This is a genomic window from Brevibacterium sp. GP-SGM9 (genome assembly GCF_047300845.1).
Lineage (GTDB): Bacteria > Actinomycetota > Actinomycetes > Actinomycetales > Brevibacteriaceae > Brevibacterium.
Genome location: NZ_CP178563.1, coordinates 711,989 through 734,398, shown reverse-complemented (window position 1 = coordinate 734,398; position 22,410 = coordinate 711,989). Strand labels below are relative to the sequence as shown.

Here is a 22,410-nt window from a genome sequence, read left to right as displayed (position 1 = left end):
ACGCCCCGACCGCATGACCTCGAGCACTTAAGGACCCTATGACCGTCGTTCCCCGCATCCTCTTCGTGCACGCTCATCCCGACGATGAGACGATCACGACCGGAGGAACGATCGCGTCCCTGGTCTCCGAAGGTGCCGAGGTCACCGTCCTCACCGCCACGCGGGGTGAGGGCGGGGAGGTCATCCCCGCCGAGCTCAAAGGGCTCGAGGGGGACCGCGCCCGTCTGGCACATGTCCGGGAGACCGAGATCGCCGAGGCGATGGCAGCCCTGGGCGTGCGCAGGCACCTGTTCCTCGGCGGCGAGTCCCGCCGTTTCGAGGATTCCGGCATGGAGTGGGGTTCCGATGGTCATGCGCGGCCTGCCGCGTCGATGCCCGCCGAGGCGCTGTGCGCGGCCGATGTCGCCACCGTGGCCCGGTACATTGCAGCGGTCATCGACGGGACCCGACCACATGCCGTGATCACCTATGCCGCCAACGGCGGATACGGCCACCCCGATCATGTGCGGGTCCACGATGCGACCGTCGCGGCCCTCGAATTCGCGAGCTGGCAGACCGGGCGTCTGCTCTTCGTCGACACCCCCGCTGAGGCGGCCCGCGCCGCCTTCGACCCCGCGCAGTCCGGGTTCGCCGAGACCGGATTCGCCGCGGCGGAGACGATTCCGACGAAACCGCCGGTCGGGGACATCGTCGTGGCCCAGGACATCGCCGGGGTGCTCGACTCCAAACGAGCAGCGCTGACCGCCCACCGGACACAGGTGAGCGTCTCGGGCGAGTTCTTCGCCCTCTCGAACGGCGTCGGACAGCGGATCGCCGACCGCGAGCACTTCTCGATCGGCGCGGGCGCGCCGATCGCGGCGGTGGCCCTGCACGCGGGACCCGCCTCGCACGTCCTGGCCGACCTCGACCTCGCTGCTGTCGAGGCGCAGTCCATGCCTGCAGGATACGGTGCTGCTGGGGCTGCAGATGACAAGCCGCTGCGCCGCCGTCGTGAACCGAAGAAGCCCGGGATCTTCGCCTACGTCCACGCCGCGCTGCTCGCCCTGCTCATCGCCTTCCTCGGCGCGATGCAGCACCTCAACGTCACGGTCATCGACCTGGCGGGCACACCGGTGATCCTTCCCTGGGGCCTGGCACTGTCACTGCTCCTGGCCGCCTGCGGACTCTGGCACCTCAAGACCATGTACCGCAGCTCGGCGCCGATGCTCGTCGCCGCAATCGTCATCGCGCTGCTGTCCTATGTGCTCGGTCAGCCCGATTGGCTGCCCGGTGCAGACATGATCGTCACCGGCACGCTGCGGTCCGTCGCCTGGCTTCTCGGACCGATGGTCCTCGCCGCGATCTTCGCGTTCATCAACGTGCGACGGGCAGACCCGACTCGGTAGAATCGGGACGATCATGTCCACGCACACATGTCGGACCGGACAGGGGTTAGGACCGACAGAACCGGGAGAACGATGCCGACGCAGACTCTGATGGGTGCCTCGCAGAACCCAGGCGGAGACCCAGCTGCCACGCGCGAGCCGCGGAAGAAGCCCTGGGTGATCCTGGGCGTCATCGTGCTCGGGCTGGCAGTGATCTATCTGCTCATCGGCTTCTTCAGCGGACGTGTCCTCGCCCCCGGAACGAGCGCGGCCGGCATCGACATCGGCGGCAAGAGCCGCACCGATGCCGAATCGACGTTGCGCAATGAGCTCTCCGATCGTACTGCGGAGACCATCGAACTCAAGGCCGGGGAGCCGAGCGCGAAGCTCGATCCGGAGAAGGCCGGGATCTCCTTCGACGCCGATGCCACCATCTCCCGCATCACGGGTTTCACACTCAACCCGATGATCATCTGGGATCGACTCTTCGGCGATGATGAGGTCGCCCCAGTCATCAGGGTCGATGACGACAAGTTCGAGAATGCCACGGGGAAGGTCACCAAGTCGCTCGAGGTCGAACCCGTCGATGCCGAGCTCGGCTACGAGAAGACGAAGCCGAAGGTCAAGGACGGCGCGGTCGGCCAGACCGTCGACGCGGACCAGGTGCGCGCCGCCATCGATGAGCATTGGCTGCGCACCGAGGACGCGGTGCCCGTCGAGGCCAAGCAGGTCGATCCGGAGATCACCACCGCCGAAGCCGAGGAGATGGCCGAGGGCTTCGCAGCCGACGCCGTGAGCTCGGAGAGGACTGTCCGGGCGAAGCCGGGCAAGGACGCCGACGACGATGTCGACGGCGGGGACCTGAGCATCAGTCCGACCATCATCGCCAAGTCGCTGTCCTTCGACGCGAAGGACTCGTCTCTGCGTCCCGTGTTCGACAAGGACGATCTGCAGAAGCGGGTGCTGGCGGCGAACAAGGACATCGGACGACCTGCGAAGGACGCTAGCTTCACGATCAAGGACGGCAAGCCCAGCGTCGTCGATTCCGAAGACGGCATCGGCATCAAGGGCGACGAGCTCGCCACGGCTCTCACCGAGGCGATCAAGGGCGAGACGGAGAAGCCAGAAGTGACCTTGGCGTCCGTGAAGCCCGACTTCACGACCAAGGATGCGAAGAAGGCCGATGTCTCGAAGGCGATGAGCGAATTCTCCACCGGGTACAACTCCGAACCCAACAGGGACAACAACCTGCGCGTGGCGACGAAGAAGGTGTCCGGGACCGTCATCAAGCCGGGGGAGCAGTTCTCCCTCAACGAAGCTCTCGGACAGAGGACGGCAGCCAACGGGTACAAGCCCGCCGGAGTGATCTCCGACGGGCAGATGAAGGAGGACTTCGGCGGAGGAGTCTCCCAGGTGTCGACGACGCTGTTCAATGCGGCGTTCTTCGCCGGCTTCGATCTCGACGAGCACCGTGCGCATTCCCGTTACATCTCCCGCTACCCCGAGGGCCGGGAGACGACGCTGGACTGGTCGTCGATCGATCTGAAGTTCACGAACACCTCGAAGTCCCCGGTCGTCCTCGACATGTATCTCAAGGACGGTGAGGTCCACGCCAAGGTCTTCGGCATCAAGAGGCTCGATGTGGACGCCGAGGCCTCGGACCGCTTCAACTTCACCTCACCGGGATCCATCACCGAATCCGGAGCCTCGTGTACGCCACAGGCGCCGAAAGAGGGGTGGTCGATCAAGATCACCCGCACGATGAAGGACATCGAATCCGGACGCACGACGAAGGATTCCTTCGTCACCGACTACCGGCCGGTGAACAAAGTGGAGTGCAAGGGCTGAACCCGGCTCAGCCTCGGGAGGCGTGACAAGCAACCGCTGGCGACGCGAAGCTCAGCCTCGGGCGGCGTACCAGGAACGGTGCCGAACCGTGGCACCCAGGGAGTCGAAGAGGCCCAGAGAGGCGGTGTTCGACGCCTCGACATCGACGAGGTAGGAGCGCACGCCCCGCTGGGACAGCAGGGCCGCCGCCGCCCTGGCCACAGACCTGCCGGCACCGCGGCGACGCAGATCCGGGCGCGTGATGAGATTGGTCAGCACACCCCACTTGCTGCGTTCGACCACCCGGCACGCGGCCACCAGTGACCTGCTGCCATCGGGATGATCGGCATAGGCGGTGACGAACTCGCAGGGCTGGGCGGCTTCGACGAGAGCACGAAACGCCTCGTCGGACCCGGGATCGCGTTCGCTCGTCCAGGCCGCATAGTGCACGGGCGTCGGGACCTCGCTGACCTCGATGGTCAGTCCGTCCGCGGCCGCGTCGGTCGGGCTGGCGGCCCCGTCGGCCGCCTCGGCGGTGGCGCCGGTGAGCAGGAACGTTGCTTCGCCGGGTGCATATCCGCGTGCCGAGAGCAGGGGCGCCAAGCCCTCACACTCGGGTGCCAGCGTCGTCGAGTCCGCGGCGGAGTAGATCTGGATCTGCGGTGACTTGTCCCGCGCGGCGTACCAGGCTTCGACGGCGTCGAGGGACTGTTCCCAGCCCAGGCCCGTCTCGGTCACGGGCAGACAGCTGTTCGACCGCCGCGTCACCGATTCGGAGCTGCGCAGCAGCCAGCCCTTCTGCAGCAGGCCGACATCAGCCTCGGCGTCCGTGCTCTCATTGCGCAGATTCTCCACATGCAGCCACGAGACGTCCGCGGGCAGCCACGCGGACGCGGAGATTCGGCGCAGGTCGACGGCGGAGACGATCTCGTGGGTGCGTCCCGATCGCGTCGGCGCGGGAGGGACTTCGTGGACGAGTTGGATCTGGGCCCGGGCGATGCGGAGCGGACCGTTCTTCGTCGTGATCTCCACGCTCGACTCATCGGCGGCGGAGATGACACCGAGGGCATCCGAGGTCGAGTGCGTGTCCCCGGGGTCGAGCGAATACCGTACGACAACTCTCTTGCCGGGCTGCAGATCGTCCACTTCTCGCCTTCCGCCTGTTTTCGGTCACCCCCAGCCTAGAACACTCGGGTCCCGGCGCAGTCGAGGCGTGACGCGGGACACGAATATGCAATGAGGATCACGTGCCCCCGGGGGAGCCCCGTGCATGCGGAGGGCGTATTGTTGAGGGTGCCACGCGCTTGATCAGTGAGTCTTTAGTAGGAGTCGGTTCCGTGACGTACATCATTGCCCAGCCTTGCGTCGATGTGAAGGACAAGGCCTGCATCGACGAATGTCCGGTCGACTGCATCTACGAGGGCGAACGCAGCCTCTACATCCACCCCGACGAATGCGTCGACTGCGGTGCCTGCGAACCTGTCTGCCCGGTCGAGGCGATCTTCTACGAGGACGATGTTCCGGATGAGTGGGAGTCCTACTACAAGGCCAATGTCGAGTTCTTCGACGAACTCGGATCTCCCGGCGGTGCCGCGAAGCTCGGCAACACCGGCAAGGATCACCCGATGATCTCCGCCCTGCCTCCGCAGAACGGCTGAGGCATGACGGCCGGCTTCGGGCTCAACCTGCCCGACTACCCCTGGGACCGCCTCACCGAGTACCGCCAGCGTGCCGCCGAGCACCCGGACGGAGTCTGCGACCTGTCGATCGGGACCCCGGTCGATCCCACCCCTGAGGTGATCCGAAAAGCCCTCGCCGCCGCCGCTGATGCGCACGGCTACCCGACCACCGGAGGGGCCGTCGAACTGCGTGAGGCGATCGCCGAGTGGTATGAGACCTGGCACAGCGTGAGCCTCGACCCCGCCGCCGAGGTGCTGCCCACCGTGGGGTCGAAGGAGTTCGTGGCGTGGCTGCCCACCCTGCTGGGGCTGCGGGAGCGCGGACTGACCGTCGCCTGCCCCTCGGTGGCATACCCGACCTACGAGATGGGGGCGATGATCGCGGGCGTCGACTGCCGACGCCTCGACGCCGCCGATATCGTCGCCGGCGCGTCCCTCGAGGGCATCGGACTGCTGTGGATCAACACGCCGAGCAATCCGACCGGTGAGGTCCTCTCGGCCGATATCCTCGCCGAGGTTGTCCGCCGTACCCGTGAAGCCGGAGTCATCCTCGCCTCCGACGAATGCTACGGACTGCTGAATTGGGAATCCGATGAACCCGCGCCGAGCGTGCTGGCGGCGGCGGGGGAGACCTACTCGGGCGTGCTCAGCGTCTACTCGATGTCAAAGCAGTCCAACCTCGCCGGCTATCGTGCGGCCTTCGTCGCCGGAGACGCCGAGCTGATCGCCGATCTGACGCGCTCACGCAAGCACGCGGGAATGATCGTACCCTTCCCGATCCAGGCGGCGATGACTGCAGGGCTGGGCGACACGGCTCATGTGCGCGAACAGAAGGAGCGGTACCGGGCCCGACGCGAGCTGCTGCGGGCCGGACTCGAAGCCTACGGATTCCGCATCGATCACTCGACGGCGGGGCTGTACCTGTGGTCGAGTGCGGGAGTCGGCTGCTGGGAGTCACTGAGCGGACTGGCTGATCTCGGGATCATCGCCGGCCCGGGGGAGTTCTACGGCGACGCGGGCACCGAGCATGTGCGAATCGCTCTGACGGCGACCGACGAACGGATCGCCGCGGCAGCGAAACGACTCCAGAACGCCGCTCACTGAGCGTTCGCCAAAGTGCCGTCCAGCTGCCGCAAATGTGGTGGATGACCAGGTCAAACGTATTACCGGTCGGTAAGGACCGGTGTGAGTGATTTTCTGATTCCTGGAGTTGTCGGTAGTCTTTGATGGAACTGTGCAAGACACCTCAGGAAGTTCTTGGGGTGGGTCGACGGTGAGGAGATCATATGACTTCGGAGGCGAACCTCAGGATCGCTGACACGGAGCTGACACTGCCCGAAGTGTCATCGTCAGCTGGAAACAACGGATACCGCATCGGCTCGCTGCTCAAAGAGACCGGTTCGGTGACCTACGACCCGGGGTTCGGCAACACGGCTTCGACGTCCTCGGCCATCACCTTCATCGACGGTGACGCCGGAGTGCTGCAGTATCGCGGCTACCCGATCGAGCAGTTGGCCGAACAGTCGAACTTCGTCGAAGTCTGCTACCTCCTCATCCACGGTGAACTGCCGACTCAAGAACAGTACGACGCCTTCGACGCCCGACTGCGCGGACACACCATCGTTCACGAGGATCTGCGGCGCTTCTTCCGCGCCTTCCCCTACGATGCGCATCCGATGCCAATGGTGGCAGCAGCGGTCGCTGCTTTGTCGACTTTCTACCAAGATGACCTCGATGTTTTTGACGAGGGACAGATCGACACCTCCTCCTTCCGCCTGCTCGCGAAGATGCCGACCATCGCGGCACTCGCGCACCGGAAGAATATGGGACTGCCCGTCATTCATCCGGACAACTCCCTGAGCCTGGTGGAGAACTTCCTCCGTGTGAACTTCGGAGTGCCCTCGGAGCCCTACGAGCCCGACCCGCTGGCGGTCAAGGCCATCGACCAGCTCTTCATCCTCCACGCCGATCACGAGCAGAACTGCTCGACCTCGACCGTGCGCCTCGTCGGCTCTTCGCAGGCGAACCTGTTCCAGTCGATCTCGGCCGGTGTGAACGCTTTGGCCGGTCCGCTGCACGGCGGCGCGAACTCCGCAGTGCTGGAGATGCTGCAGAACATCGCGGCCTCCGATGACGGTCCGAAGAAGTTCATGGAGCGCGTGAAGAACAAGGAAGACGGTGTCCGTCTGATGGGCTTCGGCCACCGCGTGTACAAGAACTACGATCCGCGTGCCCGCATCATCAAGAAGACCGCTGACGAGATCCTGGCCCGCTCCGGCGGCGATCCGCTGCTCGAACTCGCTCAGCAGCTCGAAGAGATCGCCCTGGCCGATGACTACTTCGTCGAGCGCAAGCTCTACCCGAACGTGGACTTCTACACAGGTCTGATCTACAAGGCACTCGGCTTCCCGACGAACATGTTCACGGTGCTCTTCGCCGTCGGTCGTCTGCCCGGCTGGATCGCCCAGTGGCGCGAGATGATCAAGGATCCCGAGACCCGCATCGGTCGCCCGCGCCAGATCTACACCGGCGCACATTCCCGCGACTACAAGGACATCGACAACCGCTGATCCCAGCCATCGACAACCGCTGATATAGGTCGTCGACAACTGCTGATATCCGCATGGCCCAAGCGCCGTGAGCATGGCACCTCGTGCCGGCTCACGGCGTTTGCGCATTCAAGCGCGGTGCCCGCTGCGCATCATGCCCTACAGCCAGTGACACACCGCATCGGAGGCCCGGTAGGATGTGTCACTCTCGCGGCGTTATGTCCGTCTGAAGGGCGGTACGCGGGAGCGGGCGCGTGCCGCCGAGGCCCGCACGCGGATGCGCGTCGGTTCGCTCGCGGATGCACTGAGGGCGCGCTCCCAGCGTGGGAGCGCGCCCTCAGTGCAGACCGGACCGACTCAGCGCAGATCAGACAGTCTCAGTGGAGGTCGGGGTTGAGCTCGATGCCTTTGGAGTCACGCGAGATGGCCTCGACGGTGCCGGAGACGGAGTTGCGGCGGAACAGGATGTTGTTCTGCCCGCTGAGCTCAGCGGCTTTGACGACGGCTCCGCCCTCGCCGGGGACCGTCACCCGGGTGCCGGCGGTGATGTAGAGGCCGGCCTCGACGATGCAGTCATCGCCGATGGAGATGCCGACACCGGCGTTCGCGCCCAGCAGGCTGCCGCTGCCGATGGAGATGCGGTGCGTGCCGCCGCCGGAGAGGGTGCCCATGATCGAGGCACCGCCGCCGATGTCCGAGCCGTCGCCGACGACGACGCCCTGGGAGATGCGGCCTTCGACCATGGCCGACCCGAGCGTGCCGGCGTTGAAGTTGACGAAGCCTTCGTGCATCACGGTCGTGCCCGCTGCCAGGTGCGCGCCGAGGCGGACACGGTCGGCGTCGGCGATCCGCACACCGGAGGGGATGACGAAGTCGGTCATCCGCGGGAACTTGTCGAGACCGTACACGGCGACCGGGCCGCGAGCCAGCAGCTTCGCCCGAGTGGCCTCGAAGTCCTCGGGGGAGCAGGCGCCGAACGAGGTCCAGACGACGTTCGAGATGTGACCGAAGATGCCGTCGAGGTTGACGTCATTGGGAGCCACGACCCGGTGGGAGAGTGCATGCAGTCGCAGGTAGGCATCGGCCGCCGAGGCGGGAGCCTCGTCGAGGTCGACCGTGGTGGTCACGACCTCGGACTGGGTGCCGCGGGCGTCGTCGGCACCGACGAGGGCGTCGAGTCCGTCATCGGTCGAGTGGGAGGTGGCGGCCGCCTCGGCGAGGTCATGGGTCTCACCCGTGCTCAGGGCGGGGTACCAGACGGAGAGGACGATGTCGTTGTGAGTCGTGGCGAGACCACGAGCGGAAACTATGCGTTCTGTCATGGTTCAAGACTAGTCGGTGGCGGCGGTACTAGGCTAAGCGATATGACTCTCGATCCACCTGCTGAGACTGCTGCCGTGTTCGTGCCCACCGGTGAGCTCGGCGACTATCTGTTCGCCGCCATCGACGATCCCGCGACCCTGACGGGGCGACTGTGCGCCATCGAATCCGTATCCGGCAACGAGACGGCCATCACCGATGCCGTCGTCGCCGTGCTCGAACGCATCAGCGCAGGACAGGGACCCGATCTCGAGATCCTGCGCGACGGGGACACCGTCGTGGCGCGCACCAGGCTGGGCCTGCCGGAGCGCATCGTCGTCGCCGGCCACCTCGACACGGTGCCCGTCGAGGACAACCTGCCGCCCAGGCAGACCGTGCTCGACGGCGCCGACTACCCAGCCGATCCGGTGATCTGGGGCCGGGGAGCCTGCGATATGAAGGCCGGGGTGGCCATGCAGCTGTCCACCGCGGCGGCCCTGCGCGCCCCGCACCGGGACGTCAGCTGGGTCTTCTACGATCACGAAGAGGTCGACGCCTCCCTCAACGGCCTCGGCCGGGTCGCACGGAATCATCCGGAGTGGCTGACTGGTGACTTCGCCATCCTCGGCGAGCCGTCGAACGCCTCCGTCGAAGGCGGCTGCAACGGCACCATCCGCGTGGACGTCACCACCACGGGGGTCCGGGCGCATTCGGCCAGGGCGTTCATGGGCGTCAACGCCATCCACGCGGCTGCCGAGGTGCTCACCCGTCTCGCCGAATTCGAGACCGAGACTGTGAACGTCGACGGTCTCGACTACCGCGAGTCCCTGTCCGCGGTGTCGATCAGCGGCGGCGTCGCAGGTAATGTCGTGCCTGATGAGTGCCGTGTGGCCGTGAACTACCGTTTCGCTCCCAGCAAGTCCGCCGCCGAGGCGGAAGCCTTCCTGCGCGAGTTCTTCACCGGGTTCGATGTGGTGGTCACCGATGCTGCCGAAGGTGCGCGGCCCGGCCTGGATCGTCCGATCGCGCAGGACTTCATCGCCACTCTCGGTCTCTCACCCGCACCGAAGCTGGGGTGGACCGATGTGTCCCGGTTCAGCGCCCTGGGCGTGCCCGCGGTGAATTTCGGTCCGGGCAATCCGCTGTACGCCCACAAGTCGGATGAGCATGTCAGGATCGCCGAGGTGGAGCTGGCCACCCGGACCCTGCGCAGCTACCTCGAGGGCAGCTGAGCGACATGGCCGACGAATTGGACGACGGGAAGGACCCGAGTGTGACCTCGCACGCGAGCGATGACAGTGCGTACTACAGCAAGGGACCGCTGCGGCTGCGCGGCAGCCAGGTGCCGACGACGACCACCGATCAGCGACTCCTCGAATCGCGGTCCTCGGCGGACTGGGTGCATGAGGATCCGTGGAGGGTGATGCGGATCCAGGCCGAATTCGTCGAAGGCTTCGGCTGCCTCGCTGAACTCGGACCCGCGGTCTCGATCTTCGGGTCGGCCCGGTTGAAGGCCGACACCCAGGCGTACCGGGATGCCAGGGTCATCGCCCGCCGCATCGCCGAGAACGGCAATGCCATCATCACCGGCGGGGGACCGGGGATCATGGAGGCGGGCAACCTCGGTGCCGCTGAAGCCGGCGGCGTCTCCGTCGGACTCGGCATCGAGTTGCCCTTCGAATCGGGTCTCAACGAGCACGTCGAACTCGGGGTCAATTTCCGGTACTTCTTCGTCCGCAAGACCATGTTCCTCAAATACTCTCGCGGGTTCGTCGTCATGCCCGGCGGGTTCGGCACCCTCGACGAGCTCTTTGAGGCCTTCACCATGGTCCAGACCGGCAAGGTCACCTCCTTCCCGATCGTGCTCTTCGGCACGTCCTATTGGCAGGGTCTCGTCGACTGGATGAAGTCGACGCTGCTGGCCGAGGGCACGATCAGTCCGAGGGATCTGGAGATGTTCACCCTCACCGACGACATCGACGAAGTGGTGGCGACCATCGGCTCGGCGGCCACCGCAGACGAGGGGCCGGAACCGGTCGATCCCGAACAGCTCGGGCCCCAACAGTGAGTCGGGGCCCAGCAGTGAGGCGGGTACAGCAGTGAAGGGCAGTGCGGAGGCGAACCCGGCAAGCGGACGCTTCGACCTCACCCAGGCACGCGCCGGGAGGCCGGCGATCATGGCGGTGATCAACAGGACGACTGACTCCTTCTACGAATCGGCGTCGACCGCCGAGGAGGCGATCGCCGCGGTGGGCGAAGCCGTGGCCGCAGGCGCCGACATCGTCGACATCGGCGGAGTGCGGGCGGGCCGGGGCCGCGAGATCTCCGTGGCCGAGGAGATCGACCGGGTCTGCCCCGTCATCGAAGCCGTGGCGCAGAGCCACCCGGGAGTGCTCATCAGCGTCGACACCTGGCGCCATGAGGTGGCCGAAGCCGCCTGCGCAGCCGGGTCAGGGCTGCTCAACGACACCTGGGCCGGAGTCGACCCACGGCTCGCCGAGGTGGCCGCTGCCCACGATGTCGGCATCGTCTGCTCCCATACCGGGGGACTGGACCCGCGCACGGACGCCCACCGCAACCGCTACGGACTGCACAGCGGTGAAGTCGTCGACCGGACCATGGCCGGAGTCATGGCCCTGGCCGCGGCGGCGCGGACCGCCGGAGTGGCCGCCGAGAAGATCATCATCGATCCGACCCCTGACTTCGGGAAGAACACCTTTCAGTCGCTGCGGCTGCTGCGTGAACTCGAACGCTTCGTCGGCACAGGTTTTCCGGTGCTGCTGGCGATCTCCCGGAAGGACTTCATCGGCGAGGCGATCGGCGAGGCCGGCCCGGGCGAACGGCTCAACGGAACCGTCGCCGCCACCGCTCTGGCTGTGGCCAAGGGAGCGGCGATGATCCGCACCCACGATGTCGCGGCGACCGCCGAGGCGATTGCGGTGACGCTGGCGATCTCCGGGGAGGCGAGCCCCCGGCACGCAGTGCGCGGCCTGCGCTGAGCACGCCGGTTGCACACGCGCTGGGCGCGCCGTGCCTGCGCTGAGCACGCCGGCTGCGACACGCGCCTGCGGTGCCTGAGAATCCCGCACAGGCCCCTGTGAGAAAATGACGGCATGCCACTGTGGATAGTCATCGGGGTCGCCGCCGCGATCTTCGTCCTTGTGATCGTCGTCGCAGCCTCCTTCAACATCTTCAACGCGGAGGCCGCCGAGGAATCCGAGGGCGGCTGGGACGGACTGCGCGAGGATTTCACCGCCGCGGACCTCGATCGTCTCTCCTTCCGCCCGGCACTGCGCGGCTACCGGATGGAAGACGTCGACCAGGCGATCGGAGTGCTGCGCGAGCGCATCCGTGAGCTGGAAGCGACCCCCGGCCAGCAATGAGCAGACCCGCCGACCTGCCCGGAATCACCCTCGCCCCCGAAGTCTTCGACTCCTCGCGTCTCTCCCGCCTCGGTGCGCTCTTCCTCACCCTGCCGCTGTGGATCCAAGCGATCGCGGTGTATCTGTGCTCCCGCGTCGTGAGCCTCGCGATCTTCGCCGCAGTGCTCAAACGGCAGGACCCGGCGAACTGGTCCTCGAGCCCGGTGACGACGACCCTCAACGACTTCCTCAACTTCTGGGACGGCGGGTGGTACGGTCGCGTCGCCAAGGAGTGGTACCCGAGCGTCCTGCCCGTCGACGAGACCGGAGCGGTGACGGAGAACCAGTGGGCGTTCTATCCGCTGCATCCCTCTGTCGTGGCCACTCTCTCCGACTTCACCGGACTGAGCTACGAGGTGATCTCGCCGCTCGTGTCCACCGTTGCTGCGGGCTTCGCTTCGATCGTCATCCTCGCGCTGTTCCGCAAGTACACGGATCCCGGTCAGGCGCTGATGGGGCTGGCTCTGGTGATGTTCTTCCCACCGGCGGCGATCTTCTCCACCGGATACGCGGAGTCCCTGACCCTGCTGCTCCAGGCGATGGCACTGTTCCTCATCGTCGAGCGCCGGTACCTCATGGCGATTCCCGTGGTTGTCCTGATGGACCTCTCACGACCGATCGGCGTGGCCTTCTCCTTCTTCATGCTCTTCCACCTCATCGACCGGTTCCTCAGGCGACGTGAGGACCCGTATCCGGTCGCCGAGGTGGTCCGTTCGTGGACATTGGGCGTGCTCTCCTGTGTTGCCGCCCTCCTCCACCCGATCCATGCGTGGTGGGTGACGGGCTCGATCACCGCCTACACCGACACCGAGGCGGCCTGGCATACCGGGGATTCGACGTATTTCGTGCAGTGGCTGGGACAGGCCAACAGTCTGATCGGGCCGCTCGGGCCCGTGCTGCTGTTCGTGGTCATCGCCGGGATGCTGGCGCTGATCTTCTCTCCGGCCGGGGCCAGGATGGGGCGGACGATGCAGCTGTTCTGCCTCGGCTACGGCATCTACCTGCTCATCTTCTTCATGCCGCAGACTTCGACACTGCGCCTGCTGCTGCCCCTGTTCCCGATGGCTCTGACGCTCGGACTGGTCCGCTCGCGAGGCTATCGGGCGGCGCTGCTCGTGTCCTTCATCCTGCTCCAGATCATCTGGGTCGCCTACCTGTGGCACTTCACTCCGCCGGCCGATCTGCCGCCCTAAGACACAAATATGGTCTGGGTTACCCCGGATTGACCGTATCGTGGAATAATCGAATCACAACATTCGGTCCACCGAGCGTGGACCGTCTTTGCATGGACAACGGAAGGAAGAGCCCACATGGCAGCCCAGAAACCCCGCACCGGCGACGGACCTCTGGAAGTGACCAAGGAAGGCCGAGGCATGGTGATGCGGCTTCCCGTCGAGGGCGGAGGTCGCCTGGTGATCGAACTCAGCCGGGATGAAGCCACCGGCCTCTATGACACTCTGGCAGAGACTCTGGGCCTCTGAGAGAGACGCACCGGCAGAACAGCCCGCACGAACAGCAGAGACTTCGCAGAGTCTCTGCTGTTTTCGCATTCACCGGCCGCTCAGGCAACCGTCGCTCAGCGGTTGGCCTTCTGCAGCACTAGGAGGCCCTGGCCGATGGGCAGCAGCACGTGCTCGAGCCGTTCCTGCCGGGCCATCCGGTTGAGCAGACCGCGGGCGGCCTGGGTCTTCGGACTGCGGTCGACGGGATCGGCCACCCCGCCCTTGAGCAGCGTCTGATGGATGACGAGAAGGCCGTGTGAGTCCAGCAGCCGGAGCGCGGGTTCGATCATGCGCTCGAGGTTCGTGGGATCCGAGTCGATGAAGACCATGTCGTAGGCGGTCGGTGCGAGCTTCTTGAGAACCTCTTCGGCGCGGCCGTTCATCAGTCGCAGTCGTCCGGGTCGGATCCCGGCCATGTCGACGAGGTCACGGGCGGCGGCCTGAGCCGTGGAGTTCGTGTCGATCGAGGTGAGGATGCCCGCGGTCGGCATGCCACGCAGCAGGGCCAGGGTCGAGGTTCCGACCCCGGTGCCGACCTCGACCGCGGCGACCGGCGTGAGCAGTCGAGCGAGCAGGCTCAGCGTCTTCGCCGTGGTCTGCGAGACGGGAACGAGACCGCTTTCGTGAGAGTGCGTGCGCGCCGCGTCGAGGAGCGGATCGGGACCGTTGTACTGCTCCGAAAAGGTGAGGTCACCTGCGTTTTCGCGTGACAATCGTTCCCTCGCTTTCGGCTGACATCTGCCCTTCAGTCTAACCGCACTCGGGGTCGATGCCGTGGGTGCGCCACAGCTCGTCGAGCTCATCGACAGCGAGAAATGCCGAACGGCTGACCTTGTCGTGGGAATGCTCGGTGCCTTCGTCGGCCCAGAGCTCACGCGCACGGGGAAACAGCGCCTCGGGGAGGACCCCGGCGGCGTTGACGACTCGCCACCAAGTGACGTTCGAACCGAACTCCTTCATCACCCGACCGACATAGCGCGGGGAACACTCCGCGACCGCACCGACGGTCCCGTAGGCGACGACACGCGAGGCGGGCACGAGTTCGACGATGCGCAGAACTCGCTCGACCACGACCTCATCCATCCGTCTGCTTCCTTTCCACTGGTCTTCGTCTCTCCCGGCTCCTCGCAGGCCCCTGTCGCCGGACTGCTCCGGCTCGGGCGATCTCGGGGTCCGGGCTGTGTTCAACCCGTGCCGTTCGTGAGTCGAGCATACTGCCGTCCACGGTAGACTTGAGGGCATGTTGGGTATCAACGGCACCGAGATGTTGATCCTGGTGGTCGTGGCTCTGGTCGTCATCGGGCCCAAACGCCTCCCCGAATATGCTCAGAAGCTGCGCGACCTGGTTCGGCAGATGCGTCGGATGGCCGAGGGCGCCAAGGACAGCGTTCGGCGTGACTTCGGTGACGAATTCAAAGACGTCGATTGGCAGAAGCTCGATCCGCGTCAGTACGACCCGCGGCGCATCGTGCGTGAGGCGCTCGTGGAAGAGGACGCCGCGATCCGCGAGTCCAAACGCAATGACCGTTCGCTCGGGTCAGGCTCCGATGCGGCACCTGCCGTGACCGACGGCGCCGCCGGATCCGGCGAGAGCGCCGAAGACTCCGCGTCCTCATCGGTGACCCCGACACGTGACATGTCGCCGATCGAACGCTTCCAAGCGCAGACGGCCCAGCGCGATCAATCTTCCGCGGCCCCCTTCGATCCTGAGGCCACCTGAGCGCTTCGCAACCAGGGCCGGCAGAGCGCCCGGTAATGCCGTAGTCGCCTGCGCACTGCGAACCCGCAGCCTCCCGAGCACTGCCCTGAGAATCGGATCCCCAAGTCGCCAGCGTGTGATCAGTTCTTGTGCACAGAAGGATGTTCGGGATTCGAGCACAGCTTATCGGAGTAGCCGCGACAGAAGTATGAGCCGCCGTTCTCCCATTTGATGCCGTCGAAGAGTTCGCTCACCGTCACTGCGTAGAGTCCCTTGTCGGCGACCGCGGCGAACACGCCGGGCGCCGCGTCGACGGTGGTCGGGTGGATCGAGTGCATGAGCACGATCGATCCCGGTTTGGTGTCGCGCTTGACCGTTGAGATGGTCTTCTTCGGCTTCTTGTGCCTCCAGTCACCGGAGTCGACGTCCCAGATGATGGCGGGGTGGCCCAGCGACTTCGCTGCCCGTTTGTTCAGTGCCCCATAGGGCGGTCGGACGAGGAACGGCTCCTTCAGACCCTGCGCCTCAAGGGACCGGTCCGTTCGGTTCACCTGCTTCTTGACGAGTCCGGGCGGGGTCTGGTCGAGCTGCGGGTGGTTGTAGGTGTGATTGGCGATCTCATGCCCGGCACCGGCGATCCTCTTGACTTCGCCGGGACTCTCATCGACATGCCCGCCGAGGAAGAAGTAGGTGAGCCGGACCTGCGCCTTCTTCGCCGCGTCGAGCAGGCGTCCCTCCGTCTTCGCATCGCCGGGGCCGTCGTCATAGGTCAGCGCCACGCAGGGGAGGAGGGAGCAGGAATAGTCGGGTATGCGCCGATCCGCCGCCTCGGGCAGCTGGACCGGTGTGTGCAGGGACGAGATGACCTGCTTGCCGAGTTCGGTCAGTGCGTCTCCGCTCGCGGTCTTCTTACCGAGGGTGAGCGCCCCGGTGTCATCGGCAGCGAGATCGGCGACGTCGACCTGTGAGGTGAACATGTCTTGGGCATCGACCGTCTTGTCCTCGTGGAGATCGGTGAGGAGGATCCTGACCTTCTGCGCCGGGCTGGTCTGTTCGACCGCTGAGACGAGGTATCTGCCGCCGGCGGCGATGACGCGGGTGCTGTAGTCGATGACTCCGTCGTCCCCGGATCCTTCGTCGCCTGATCCTTCGTCCCCGGCATCCGGGGATGCCGCGGCTTGGTCGGTGGGGGTAGCAGCCTTCATGTGCTCGGCCGCCGAGGCGGTCGTCGCATCGGTGAAGGCGGTGGTTTCCCAGCGGTGCGAGGGTGGAGTGAGAACCGGGTCGTACGCCTCGTGCCGGCCGAAGCCTCCGGCGTCCTTGATGCGTGCGAGCAGGGATCGTTCGGTTGCGCTGCTGAGCGAGCCGAGGCCGGGGATCCCGAAGAAGTGGGCGTTGATGCGGGGGTGGCCCTTGTCGGTGACGATGGCATAGCTGCGTGCCTTCTCGGCGACGGTGCGGAGATTGGCCTCTGCTGTCCGCTGATTCCGGGCGGAGTCGGCGACGGTTTGGGAGGGGCCCGTCTGAGAGGGATCGCTTCGGGTGGGTCCGGCGACCACGCAGCCGGCGATGATGATGACAAGGGAGGTGGCGGTGAAGAAGGTGATGACGGAGCGGACGGGGGGCAGGGACCTGGGGAGGACGAACGCCAAAAGCAGTTCCTTCGCAGCGGACGGAGAGTGTTCGGGGGAGTCGGCCGAAGCCGCACAGACAGTCTAGTCAGCTCGATCGGGACAGAGGCAGCCGAGCATGGGGTCCGCCGCGAAGAGATGCCCGATCGTGATGGCCGCGTGTGCAGACAACAGAATCGTTACACGCATCCAAGCCGGTACTCAGACGGGACTGAGCCCCAGGGACTTGCCTGCCAGTCCGCGGGTGCGCTGACGCAGGGAATCGGCGAGCGAATCGAATGCCTGCGCGGCGGGGGACTCCGGGTGTGCGAGGACGACCGGGGTGCCCGCATCCGAGCCCTCCCGGACTTCGGTGTCGAGCGGAATCTGCGTGAGGAGCGGAACCTGGGATCCGATCGTCTCGGACAGGTTCGCTGCCACACTCGCCCCACCGCCGGAGCCGAAGACCTCCATGCGGGTGCCATCGGGCATGACCATCCAGGACATGTTCTCGATGACTCCGGCCAACCTCTGATTCGTCTGCGTGGCGATCGACCCGGCACGTTCGGCCACCTGGGCGGCCGCGGCCTGCGGGGTGGTGACGACGAGGAGTTCCGAACCGGGCAGCAGCTGTGCCACGGAGATCGCGATGTCACCGGTGCCCGGGGGCAGGTCGAGGAGCAGGACGTCGAGGTCTCCCCAGAAGACGTCGGTGAGGAACTGCTGGAGGGCACGGTGGAGCATGGGTCCGCGCCACACCACGGCCTGGCTGGGCGGGACGAACATGCCGATGCTCATCACCTTCACCTCATGGGCGATCTGCGGCAGGATCATGTCATCGACCCGAGTGGGTTTGCCGCCCAGTCCCAGCATGCCGGGGATCGAGAACCCGTAGATGTCGGCGTCGACGATGCCGACCCGCAGTCCCTTCGCCGCCAGCGACACGGCAAGGTTGGCGGTGACCGAGGACTTTCCGACGCCGCCCTTGCCGGAGGCGACGGCATAGACCTTGGTCAGGGAGTCGGGACGATTGAACGGAATATCGCGGGTCCCCGCGCCCTGCAGCTTCTCCTTCATCGCGGTGCGCTGTTCCGCGGTCATGGTGCCGAGGACGACGGACACCTCGGTGACGCCGTCGAGCTTCGAGACCGCGGCGGTCGTGTCCTTGGTGATGGTGTCTTTGAGCGGGCACCCGGAGATGGTGAGGAGGACGGTGACGGTGATCTTGCCACCGGAGATGGCGATGTCCTCGACCATGTCGAGTTCGACGATGGAGCGGCGGATCTCCGGATCGATGACGCCGGTCAGCGCCTGGCGAACCGCTTCCACGGTTGGTCCGGTCATGCCCACGTCCTTTCTGTCCCGGCTCATTCCTTCCGGGGCTTCAACCCTACCTGTTCGCCTTCGTCACCGTCACCCCGTCCGTCACCTTTCGCCGCCGGTGCTTCGGCCTTCGCATCCTCCTCGAGTTCCTTGAGCAGGTCCTTGAGCTCGGAGCGGATGAAGTCTCGGGTGGCGACCTCACGCATCGAGATGCGCAGGGCAGCGACCTCCCTGGCGAGGAACTCGGTGTCGGCGAGATTGCGCTCGGCACGCTGGCGGTCGTGTTCGAACTCGACCCGGTCACGGTCGGTGCTGCGGTTCTCCGCGAGCAGGATCAGCGGTGCCGCATAAGAGGCCTGCAGGGAGAGGATGAGGGTGAGCAGGGTGAAGTTGAGCGAGCGCGGGTCGAACTGCCAGGACTCCGGCAGCAGCGTGTTCCACAGCAGCCAGATGGCACAGAAGACCGTCATCCCCACGAGGAACGCCGGAGTGCCCATGAACCGGGCGAAGGCTTCGGCTCCTCGCCCGAAGGTCTCCGGTGACATCGCGAAGTTGGGGAGTTTGCGCTTGCTTGAGCGGGGGACCTCGAAATCGTCGGCAGCCATGTCTCTATCCCCTCCTGTGATCGTCGCGACCGGTGGTGCGCCAATCCTCGGGCAGCAGCTCGTCGAGGACGTCATCGACCGTGACCACGCCGATGAGGCGGTCGTTGTCATCGGTGATCGGCACCGAGACCAGATTGTACGCGGCCAGGAGCTTGGTCACCTCGCCCAGCGGCGAATCGGGGGGCAGCGGTTCGACCTCGGTGTCGAGCATGATGCCGACCGCCTCGTGCGGCGGGTGGCGCAGCATCTCCTGGATGTGGACGAGACCGAGGTACTTTCCCGTCGGCGTCTCGACGGGTTGACGGCAGACGAAGACGGCGGCCGCCAGGGCTGCGGGCAGGTCCTCCCGGCGGACGTGGGCGAGCGCCTCGGCGACTGTGGTCTCCGGGGTCAGGATCACTGGCTCCGTGGTCATCAGACCGCCGGCGGTGTCGTCGTCGTAGGACAGCAGGGTGCGTACGTCCTCTGCCTCATCGGGCTCCATCAGGGCGAGGAAGCGCTCGGCCTGTTCGTCGCTGAGCTCGCCGAGGAGGTCGGCGGCGTCATCGGGCTCCATCTCCTCGAGCACGGTTACGGCGCGTTCGGTGTCGAGAGCGGACAGCAGCTCGACCTGGGTGTCATCGGGAAGCTCCTCGATGACGTCGGCAAGGCGTTCGTCGTCGAGGGCGCGGGCGACCTGGAGGCGCCGCTCCGGATTCATCTCGAACATGACATCGGCGAGGTCGGCCGGTTTCGTGTCCTGATAGGCGGCGATGAGCTGGGTTGCTTCCTGATCATCGGCGGAGTCCGCGGGATGGTCGGCGTCCGTCCAGTCGATCTGCTTCGTCTCTCCCCGCCGGCGGAAGGCGGAGAACGCGCTGCGTTCGGCCACCTTGCGAACGAACAGGCGGGTGACCTCCCAGTCCTTATTCACCTGCTGTTCGATGCCGACGTCCTCGATCTGGATGGGGGAGTTGTCCTCGCGAAGTCGCAGCCTGCGGTCGAGCAGGTCATTGACGACGAGCGTCTCGGACTGGCGCTGCTCGAAGCGGCGCATGTTGACCAGGCCGGTGGTGATGACCTGCCCGGAGTCGATGGAGGTGACTCGCCCCATGGGCACGAAGACGCGGCGGCGGCCCGGGACTTCGACGACGAGACCGATGACCCGAGGGAACTGGCGCATGGTCGCCCGGTAGACAATGACGGCGTCGCGGACACGCCCGACCTGATCGCCCAGGGGGTCGAAGACGGGGACGGCGATGAGGCGGGCGACGAAGACTCTTTTCGGTGGACCACTCATACCCTCAGACTACGTGGTGGAGGGGCGGATGCGCCGGATCTCATCGGCATGCGGAGGCGGAATCCCTGTCCGAGCGACGTGAGACTCCACACGATATGGGCCCGGTGTTCCATACCCGATCCTCTTCCTATTCATCAAGAGGCCCTGTGTGCTTCATCCCGTTGTCGCTCGGTCTCCTTAGGGTCGATTCTCGGCAGATACCGCCACAGTCGAACACAGGAGACATCCATGCCCGCACGACGAATCCGCCCACATGCCGCCGCAGGTCTCAGCGCCTGCGCGGCACTGACCCTGCTCACCCCGCTGCTCGCCTCTTCGGCAGCCGCGGCGGCCGATGCCCCGCCGAGAGCTACGAAGGCCACGTCCAGGTCGACCGCGGCAAGGCCGCCGATCCGGAGAAGTTCACCGGACAGGTCTTCGACGACGTCAACGAGAACTCGAAGCTCGACGGAGACGAGAAGGGTGTGCCCGGGGTCGCCGTGTCCAACGGCGTCGACGTGGTGCAGACCGACGGGCAGGGACGCTACAGCCTGCCGGTACGTGAGAACATGACGGTCTCGATCACCCAGCCTTCCGGGTGGCAGGTTCCGGTCGACTCGGACAACTTCGCCCAGTTCAGCTACAACCATCTGCCGGAAGGCTCGCCCGAGCTCAAGTACGGGGGCATCAAGCCCACCGGGGACACTCCCAAGGCCGTGAATTTCCCGATGATCGAGTCCTCCTCGACCGCCTCGGCGGAGCAGGACTGCGCCATCGCCTCGGACACCCAGACCTATGACAAGAAGGAAGTCGGCTACGCTCGCGACGGTGCCGTCGGCGACCTCGCCGATCGCGACGACTACCAGGGCTGCGGTGTCCTCCTCCTCGGAGACAACGTCGGTGACGACCTCAGCCTCAACCCCGATCTGCGCGATCTCTACTCGAACATGAACGGACCGGTGCGCGCCGCGGCCGGCAACCACGATCAGGACTACGACTCACCGGACGACGAGCACGCACTCGACACGTTCCGCGACCAGTTCGGTCCCGATCACTTCTCCTACGACGTGGGCAAGACCCACTTCGTCGTGCTCGACTCGATCGACTACTCGGGCAACGCGGAGACGAAGAAGTACACGGAGAGAATCAGCGAAGACCAGCTCGAATGGCTGCGCAACGACCTCGCCAATGTGCCGAAGAACGCTCAGGTCGTCGTCGCCACGCACGCACCGATCGTGACCCACCGGGATGTCGTCGTCGAGAACGCCAAGGACTTCTACGACGTCATCGCCGACTACCCGAACGCGGTGACCATCGGCGGACACACGCACACGCAGGAGAACCTCGTCGCTGGCGAGAAGCGCGAGGAATGGGCCGCCGCCGGCATCCCCGAACTGCCGAACACGCAGATCGTCGCGGGTGCGGTCTCCGGTGACTGGTACTCCGGCGGGCTCAACGCCGACGGACTGCCGTACTCCTTCACCTCGGACGGCTCCGAGCCCGGAATCCTCACTCTCCAGTTCGACGGTGCCAGCCGCAGCGAGCGCTACACCGTCCGCAACGAATCCGATGACCACCAGCTGCTGCTCGGCGTGAACTCTCCCGAGTGGCGCGACTGGGCGCAGAAGGCTCAGGACTGGCAGGATGCCGACAAGAAGGGCGAGGCTCCCGAGGCGATCTCCGAGAAGGTCGTCACCCGTGATGACCTCAAGCAGGGCGACACCTGGCTGACCTCGAGCTTCCTCGCCGGAACCTCCGATGCCCGCGTCGAGGTCAGCTTCGACGGCAAGTCACCGGCCCAGGCCGAGCACACCCAGCCCGGCAAGGGCGAGGCCCTGAACAAGGGATGGGAATACACCGATCCGTACACCGCCTCGCAGAACCTGCGCACCTCGGGCAGCGTCGGACAGACGAGCTCGCACCTGTGGCGGACCCCGATCCCGGCCGGCCTCGACCTGGGCACGCACAGCGCCGAGGTGACCGGCACCGACCGCTACGGCCGCGAGTTCACCGAGACGGTGCGCTTCACGGTCGTCGAGGACGAGAAGGCCGCCGCCACGCAGTCCGAGAAGCTGCTGCGCAACGACGGCTTCGACCTCCAGCAGGAGAAGAAGACCACCGGCGAAGACCGTCCGGGACTCGACTCCGAGGAAGCGGGAGCGGCGAAGGCCGACTGATCTCCTGACCCTGCGCGTCTGCGGGCCGGCTGTTCGGCCCGCAGACGCACAGCGCACACGCCGGACTCGCCCCGGGCGTCCCTCACCTTCGGGTGG

General features: G+C 66.0%; 21 protein-coding genes. 13 read left to right on the top strand and 8 right to left on the bottom strand.

Annotated features, from left to right (window positions below; translation table 11 throughout):
* The first annotated feature begins 38 nt into the window (after positions 1 to 38).
* A complete protein-coding gene (locus tag ACH82I_RS03280) occupies positions 39 to 1,385 on the top strand; it encodes a PIG-L family deacetylase (RefSeq protein ID WP_413335451.1) in 1,347 nt (448 codons plus the stop codon).
* Between the two features lie 72 nt (positions 1,386 to 1,457).
* A complete protein-coding gene (locus ACH82I_RS03275; RefSeq protein WP_413335449.1) occupies positions 1,458 to 3,212 on the top strand; it encodes a VanW family protein in 1,755 nt (584 codons plus the stop codon).
* 51 nt (positions 3,213 to 3,263) lie between these two features.
* Here ACH82I_RS03275 and ACH82I_RS03270 read toward each other — a convergent pair whose 3' ends face one another.
* On the bottom strand, positions 3,264 to 4,337 hold the full coding sequence (locus ACH82I_RS03270) for a GNAT family N-acetyltransferase (RefSeq protein WP_413335447.1): 1,074 nt from the start codon (positions 4,335 to 4,337) through the stop codon (positions 3,264 to 3,266).
* A 191-nt stretch (positions 4,338 to 4,528) separates the two neighbouring features.
* Between ACH82I_RS03270 and fdxA the strand changes: the two genes are divergently transcribed.
* The 3 genes from fdxA (at position 4,529) to ACH82I_RS03255 (ending at position 7,440) form a co-directional block, all read left to right on the top strand.
* Entirely contained in the window at positions 4,529 to 4,849 is a 321-nt protein-coding gene (gene fdxA / locus ACH82I_RS03265) for a ferredoxin (RefSeq protein ID WP_230743756.1), read from the top strand.
* A 3-nt stretch (positions 4,850 to 4,852) separates the two neighbouring features.
* A complete protein-coding gene (gene dapC, locus ACH82I_RS03260; RefSeq protein ID WP_413335445.1) occupies positions 4,853 to 5,974 on the top strand; it encodes a succinyldiaminopimelate transaminase in 1,122 nt (373 codons plus the stop codon).
* 182 nt (positions 5,975 to 6,156) lie between these two features.
* Positions 6,157 to 7,440 (top strand): citrate synthase, encoded by a 1,284-nt coding sequence (locus ACH82I_RS03255; RefSeq protein ID WP_230743758.1) that lies wholly within the window; start codon positions 6,157 to 6,159, stop codon positions 7,438 to 7,440.
* Between the two features lie 356 nt (positions 7,441 to 7,796).
* Here ACH82I_RS03255 and dapD read toward each other — a convergent pair whose 3' ends face one another.
* Complete coding sequence (gene dapD, locus ACH82I_RS03250; protein WP_230743759.1) at positions 7,797 to 8,741, bottom strand: 2,3,4,5-tetrahydropyridine-2,6-dicarboxylate N-succinyltransferase; 945 nt, start codon at positions 8,739 to 8,741, stop codon at positions 7,797 to 7,799.
* A gap of 42 nt (positions 8,742 to 8,783) precedes the next feature.
* On the opposite strand from dapD, the gene dapE reads away from it, so the two are divergent.
* The 6 genes from dapE to ACH82I_RS03220 all read left to right on the top strand — a co-directional run bounded on the left by dapE (position 8,784) and on the right by ACH82I_RS03220 (position 13,621).
* Positions 8,784 to 9,950, top strand: a complete 1,167-nt coding sequence (dapE, locus tag ACH82I_RS03245; RefSeq protein WP_230743760.1) for a succinyl-diaminopimelate desuccinylase — start codon at positions 8,784 to 8,786, stop codon at positions 9,948 to 9,950.
* A gap of 5 nt (positions 9,951 to 9,955) precedes the next feature.
* Positions 9,956 to 10,786 carry a TIGR00730 family Rossman fold protein gene (locus ACH82I_RS03240; protein ID WP_413335442.1) on the top strand — a complete coding sequence of 277 codons (831 nt, stop codon included), beginning with the start codon at positions 9,956 to 9,958 and terminating at the stop codon, positions 10,784 to 10,786.
* Positions 10,787 to 10,817: 31 nt separating this feature from the next.
* Complete coding sequence (gene folP / locus ACH82I_RS03235; RefSeq protein WP_413335440.1) at positions 10,818 to 11,717, top strand: dihydropteroate synthase; 900 nt, start codon at positions 10,818 to 10,820, stop codon at positions 11,715 to 11,717.
* 114 nt (positions 11,718 to 11,831) lie between these two features.
* Complete coding sequence (locus tag ACH82I_RS03230; RefSeq protein ID WP_413335439.1) at positions 11,832 to 12,101, top strand: DivIVA domain-containing protein; 270 nt, start codon at positions 11,832 to 11,834, stop codon at positions 12,099 to 12,101.
* Positions 12,098 to 13,333 (top strand): hypothetical protein, encoded by a 1,236-nt coding sequence (locus ACH82I_RS03225; protein WP_413335437.1) that lies wholly within the window; start codon positions 12,098 to 12,100, stop codon positions 13,331 to 13,333. Before ACH82I_RS03230 ends, ACH82I_RS03225 begins: the two co-directional genes overlap by 4 nt.
* Positions 13,334 to 13,450: 117 nt before the next feature.
* Entirely contained in the window at positions 13,451 to 13,621 is a 171-nt protein-coding gene (locus ACH82I_RS03220) for a DUF3117 domain-containing protein (RefSeq protein WP_230743765.1), read from the top strand.
* Between the two features lie 95 nt (positions 13,622 to 13,716).
* On the opposite strand, the gene ACH82I_RS03215 is transcribed toward ACH82I_RS03220, so the two are convergent.
* Both ACH82I_RS03215 and ACH82I_RS03210 read right to left on the bottom strand, forming a co-directional pair.
* Complete coding sequence (locus ACH82I_RS03215) at positions 13,717 to 14,355, bottom strand: O-methyltransferase (RefSeq protein ID WP_230743766.1); 639 nt, start codon at positions 14,353 to 14,355, stop codon at positions 13,717 to 13,719.
* Positions 14,356 to 14,392: 37 nt separating this feature from the next.
* On the bottom strand, positions 14,393 to 14,725 hold the full coding sequence (locus ACH82I_RS03210) for an MGMT family protein (protein ID WP_413335434.1): 333 nt from the start codon (positions 14,723 to 14,725) through the stop codon (positions 14,393 to 14,395).
* A gap of 157 nt (positions 14,726 to 14,882) precedes the next feature.
* Between ACH82I_RS03210 and ACH82I_RS03205 the strand changes: the two genes are divergently transcribed.
* Positions 14,883 to 15,362, top strand: a complete 480-nt coding sequence (locus ACH82I_RS03205; RefSeq protein ID WP_230743768.1) for a twin-arginine translocase TatA/TatE family subunit — start codon at positions 14,883 to 14,885, stop codon at positions 15,360 to 15,362.
* Between the two features lie 119 nt (positions 15,363 to 15,481).
* Here the strand turns inward: ACH82I_RS03205 and ACH82I_RS03200 are convergent, their stop codons facing one another.
* From ACH82I_RS03200 to ACH82I_RS03185, 4 genes are all read right to left on the bottom strand, one after another.
* Entirely contained in the window at positions 15,482 to 16,993 is a 1,512-nt protein-coding gene (locus ACH82I_RS03200; RefSeq protein WP_230743769.1) for a polysaccharide deacetylase family protein, read from the bottom strand.
* Positions 16,994 to 17,173: 180 nt separating this feature from the next.
* The gene (locus ACH82I_RS03195; protein ID WP_413335432.1) at positions 17,174 to 18,295 is read right to left on the bottom strand and encodes an Mrp/NBP35 family ATP-binding protein; all 1,122 of its coding nucleotides are present in this window, start codon (positions 18,293 to 18,295) and stop codon (positions 17,174 to 17,176) included.
* A 23-nt stretch (positions 18,296 to 18,318) separates the two neighbouring features.
* Positions 18,319 to 18,879 (bottom strand): DUF1003 domain-containing protein, encoded by a 561-nt coding sequence (locus ACH82I_RS03190; protein ID WP_230743771.1) that lies wholly within the window; start codon positions 18,877 to 18,879, stop codon positions 18,319 to 18,321.
* A gap of 4 nt (positions 18,880 to 18,883) precedes the next feature.
* Complete coding sequence (locus ACH82I_RS03185) at positions 18,884 to 20,158, bottom strand: magnesium transporter MgtE N-terminal domain-containing protein (protein ID WP_230743772.1); 1,275 nt, start codon at positions 20,156 to 20,158, stop codon at positions 18,884 to 18,886.
* 161 nt (positions 20,159 to 20,319) lie between these two features.
* Between ACH82I_RS03185 and ACH82I_RS03180 the strand changes: the two genes are divergently transcribed.
* The gene (locus ACH82I_RS03180; RefSeq protein ID WP_413335430.1) at positions 20,320 to 22,314 is read left to right on the top strand and encodes a calcineurin-like phosphoesterase C-terminal domain-containing protein; all 1,995 of its coding nucleotides are present in this window, start codon (positions 20,320 to 20,322) and stop codon (positions 22,312 to 22,314) included.
* The last annotated feature ends 96 nt before the right edge of the window (positions 22,315 to 22,410 follow it).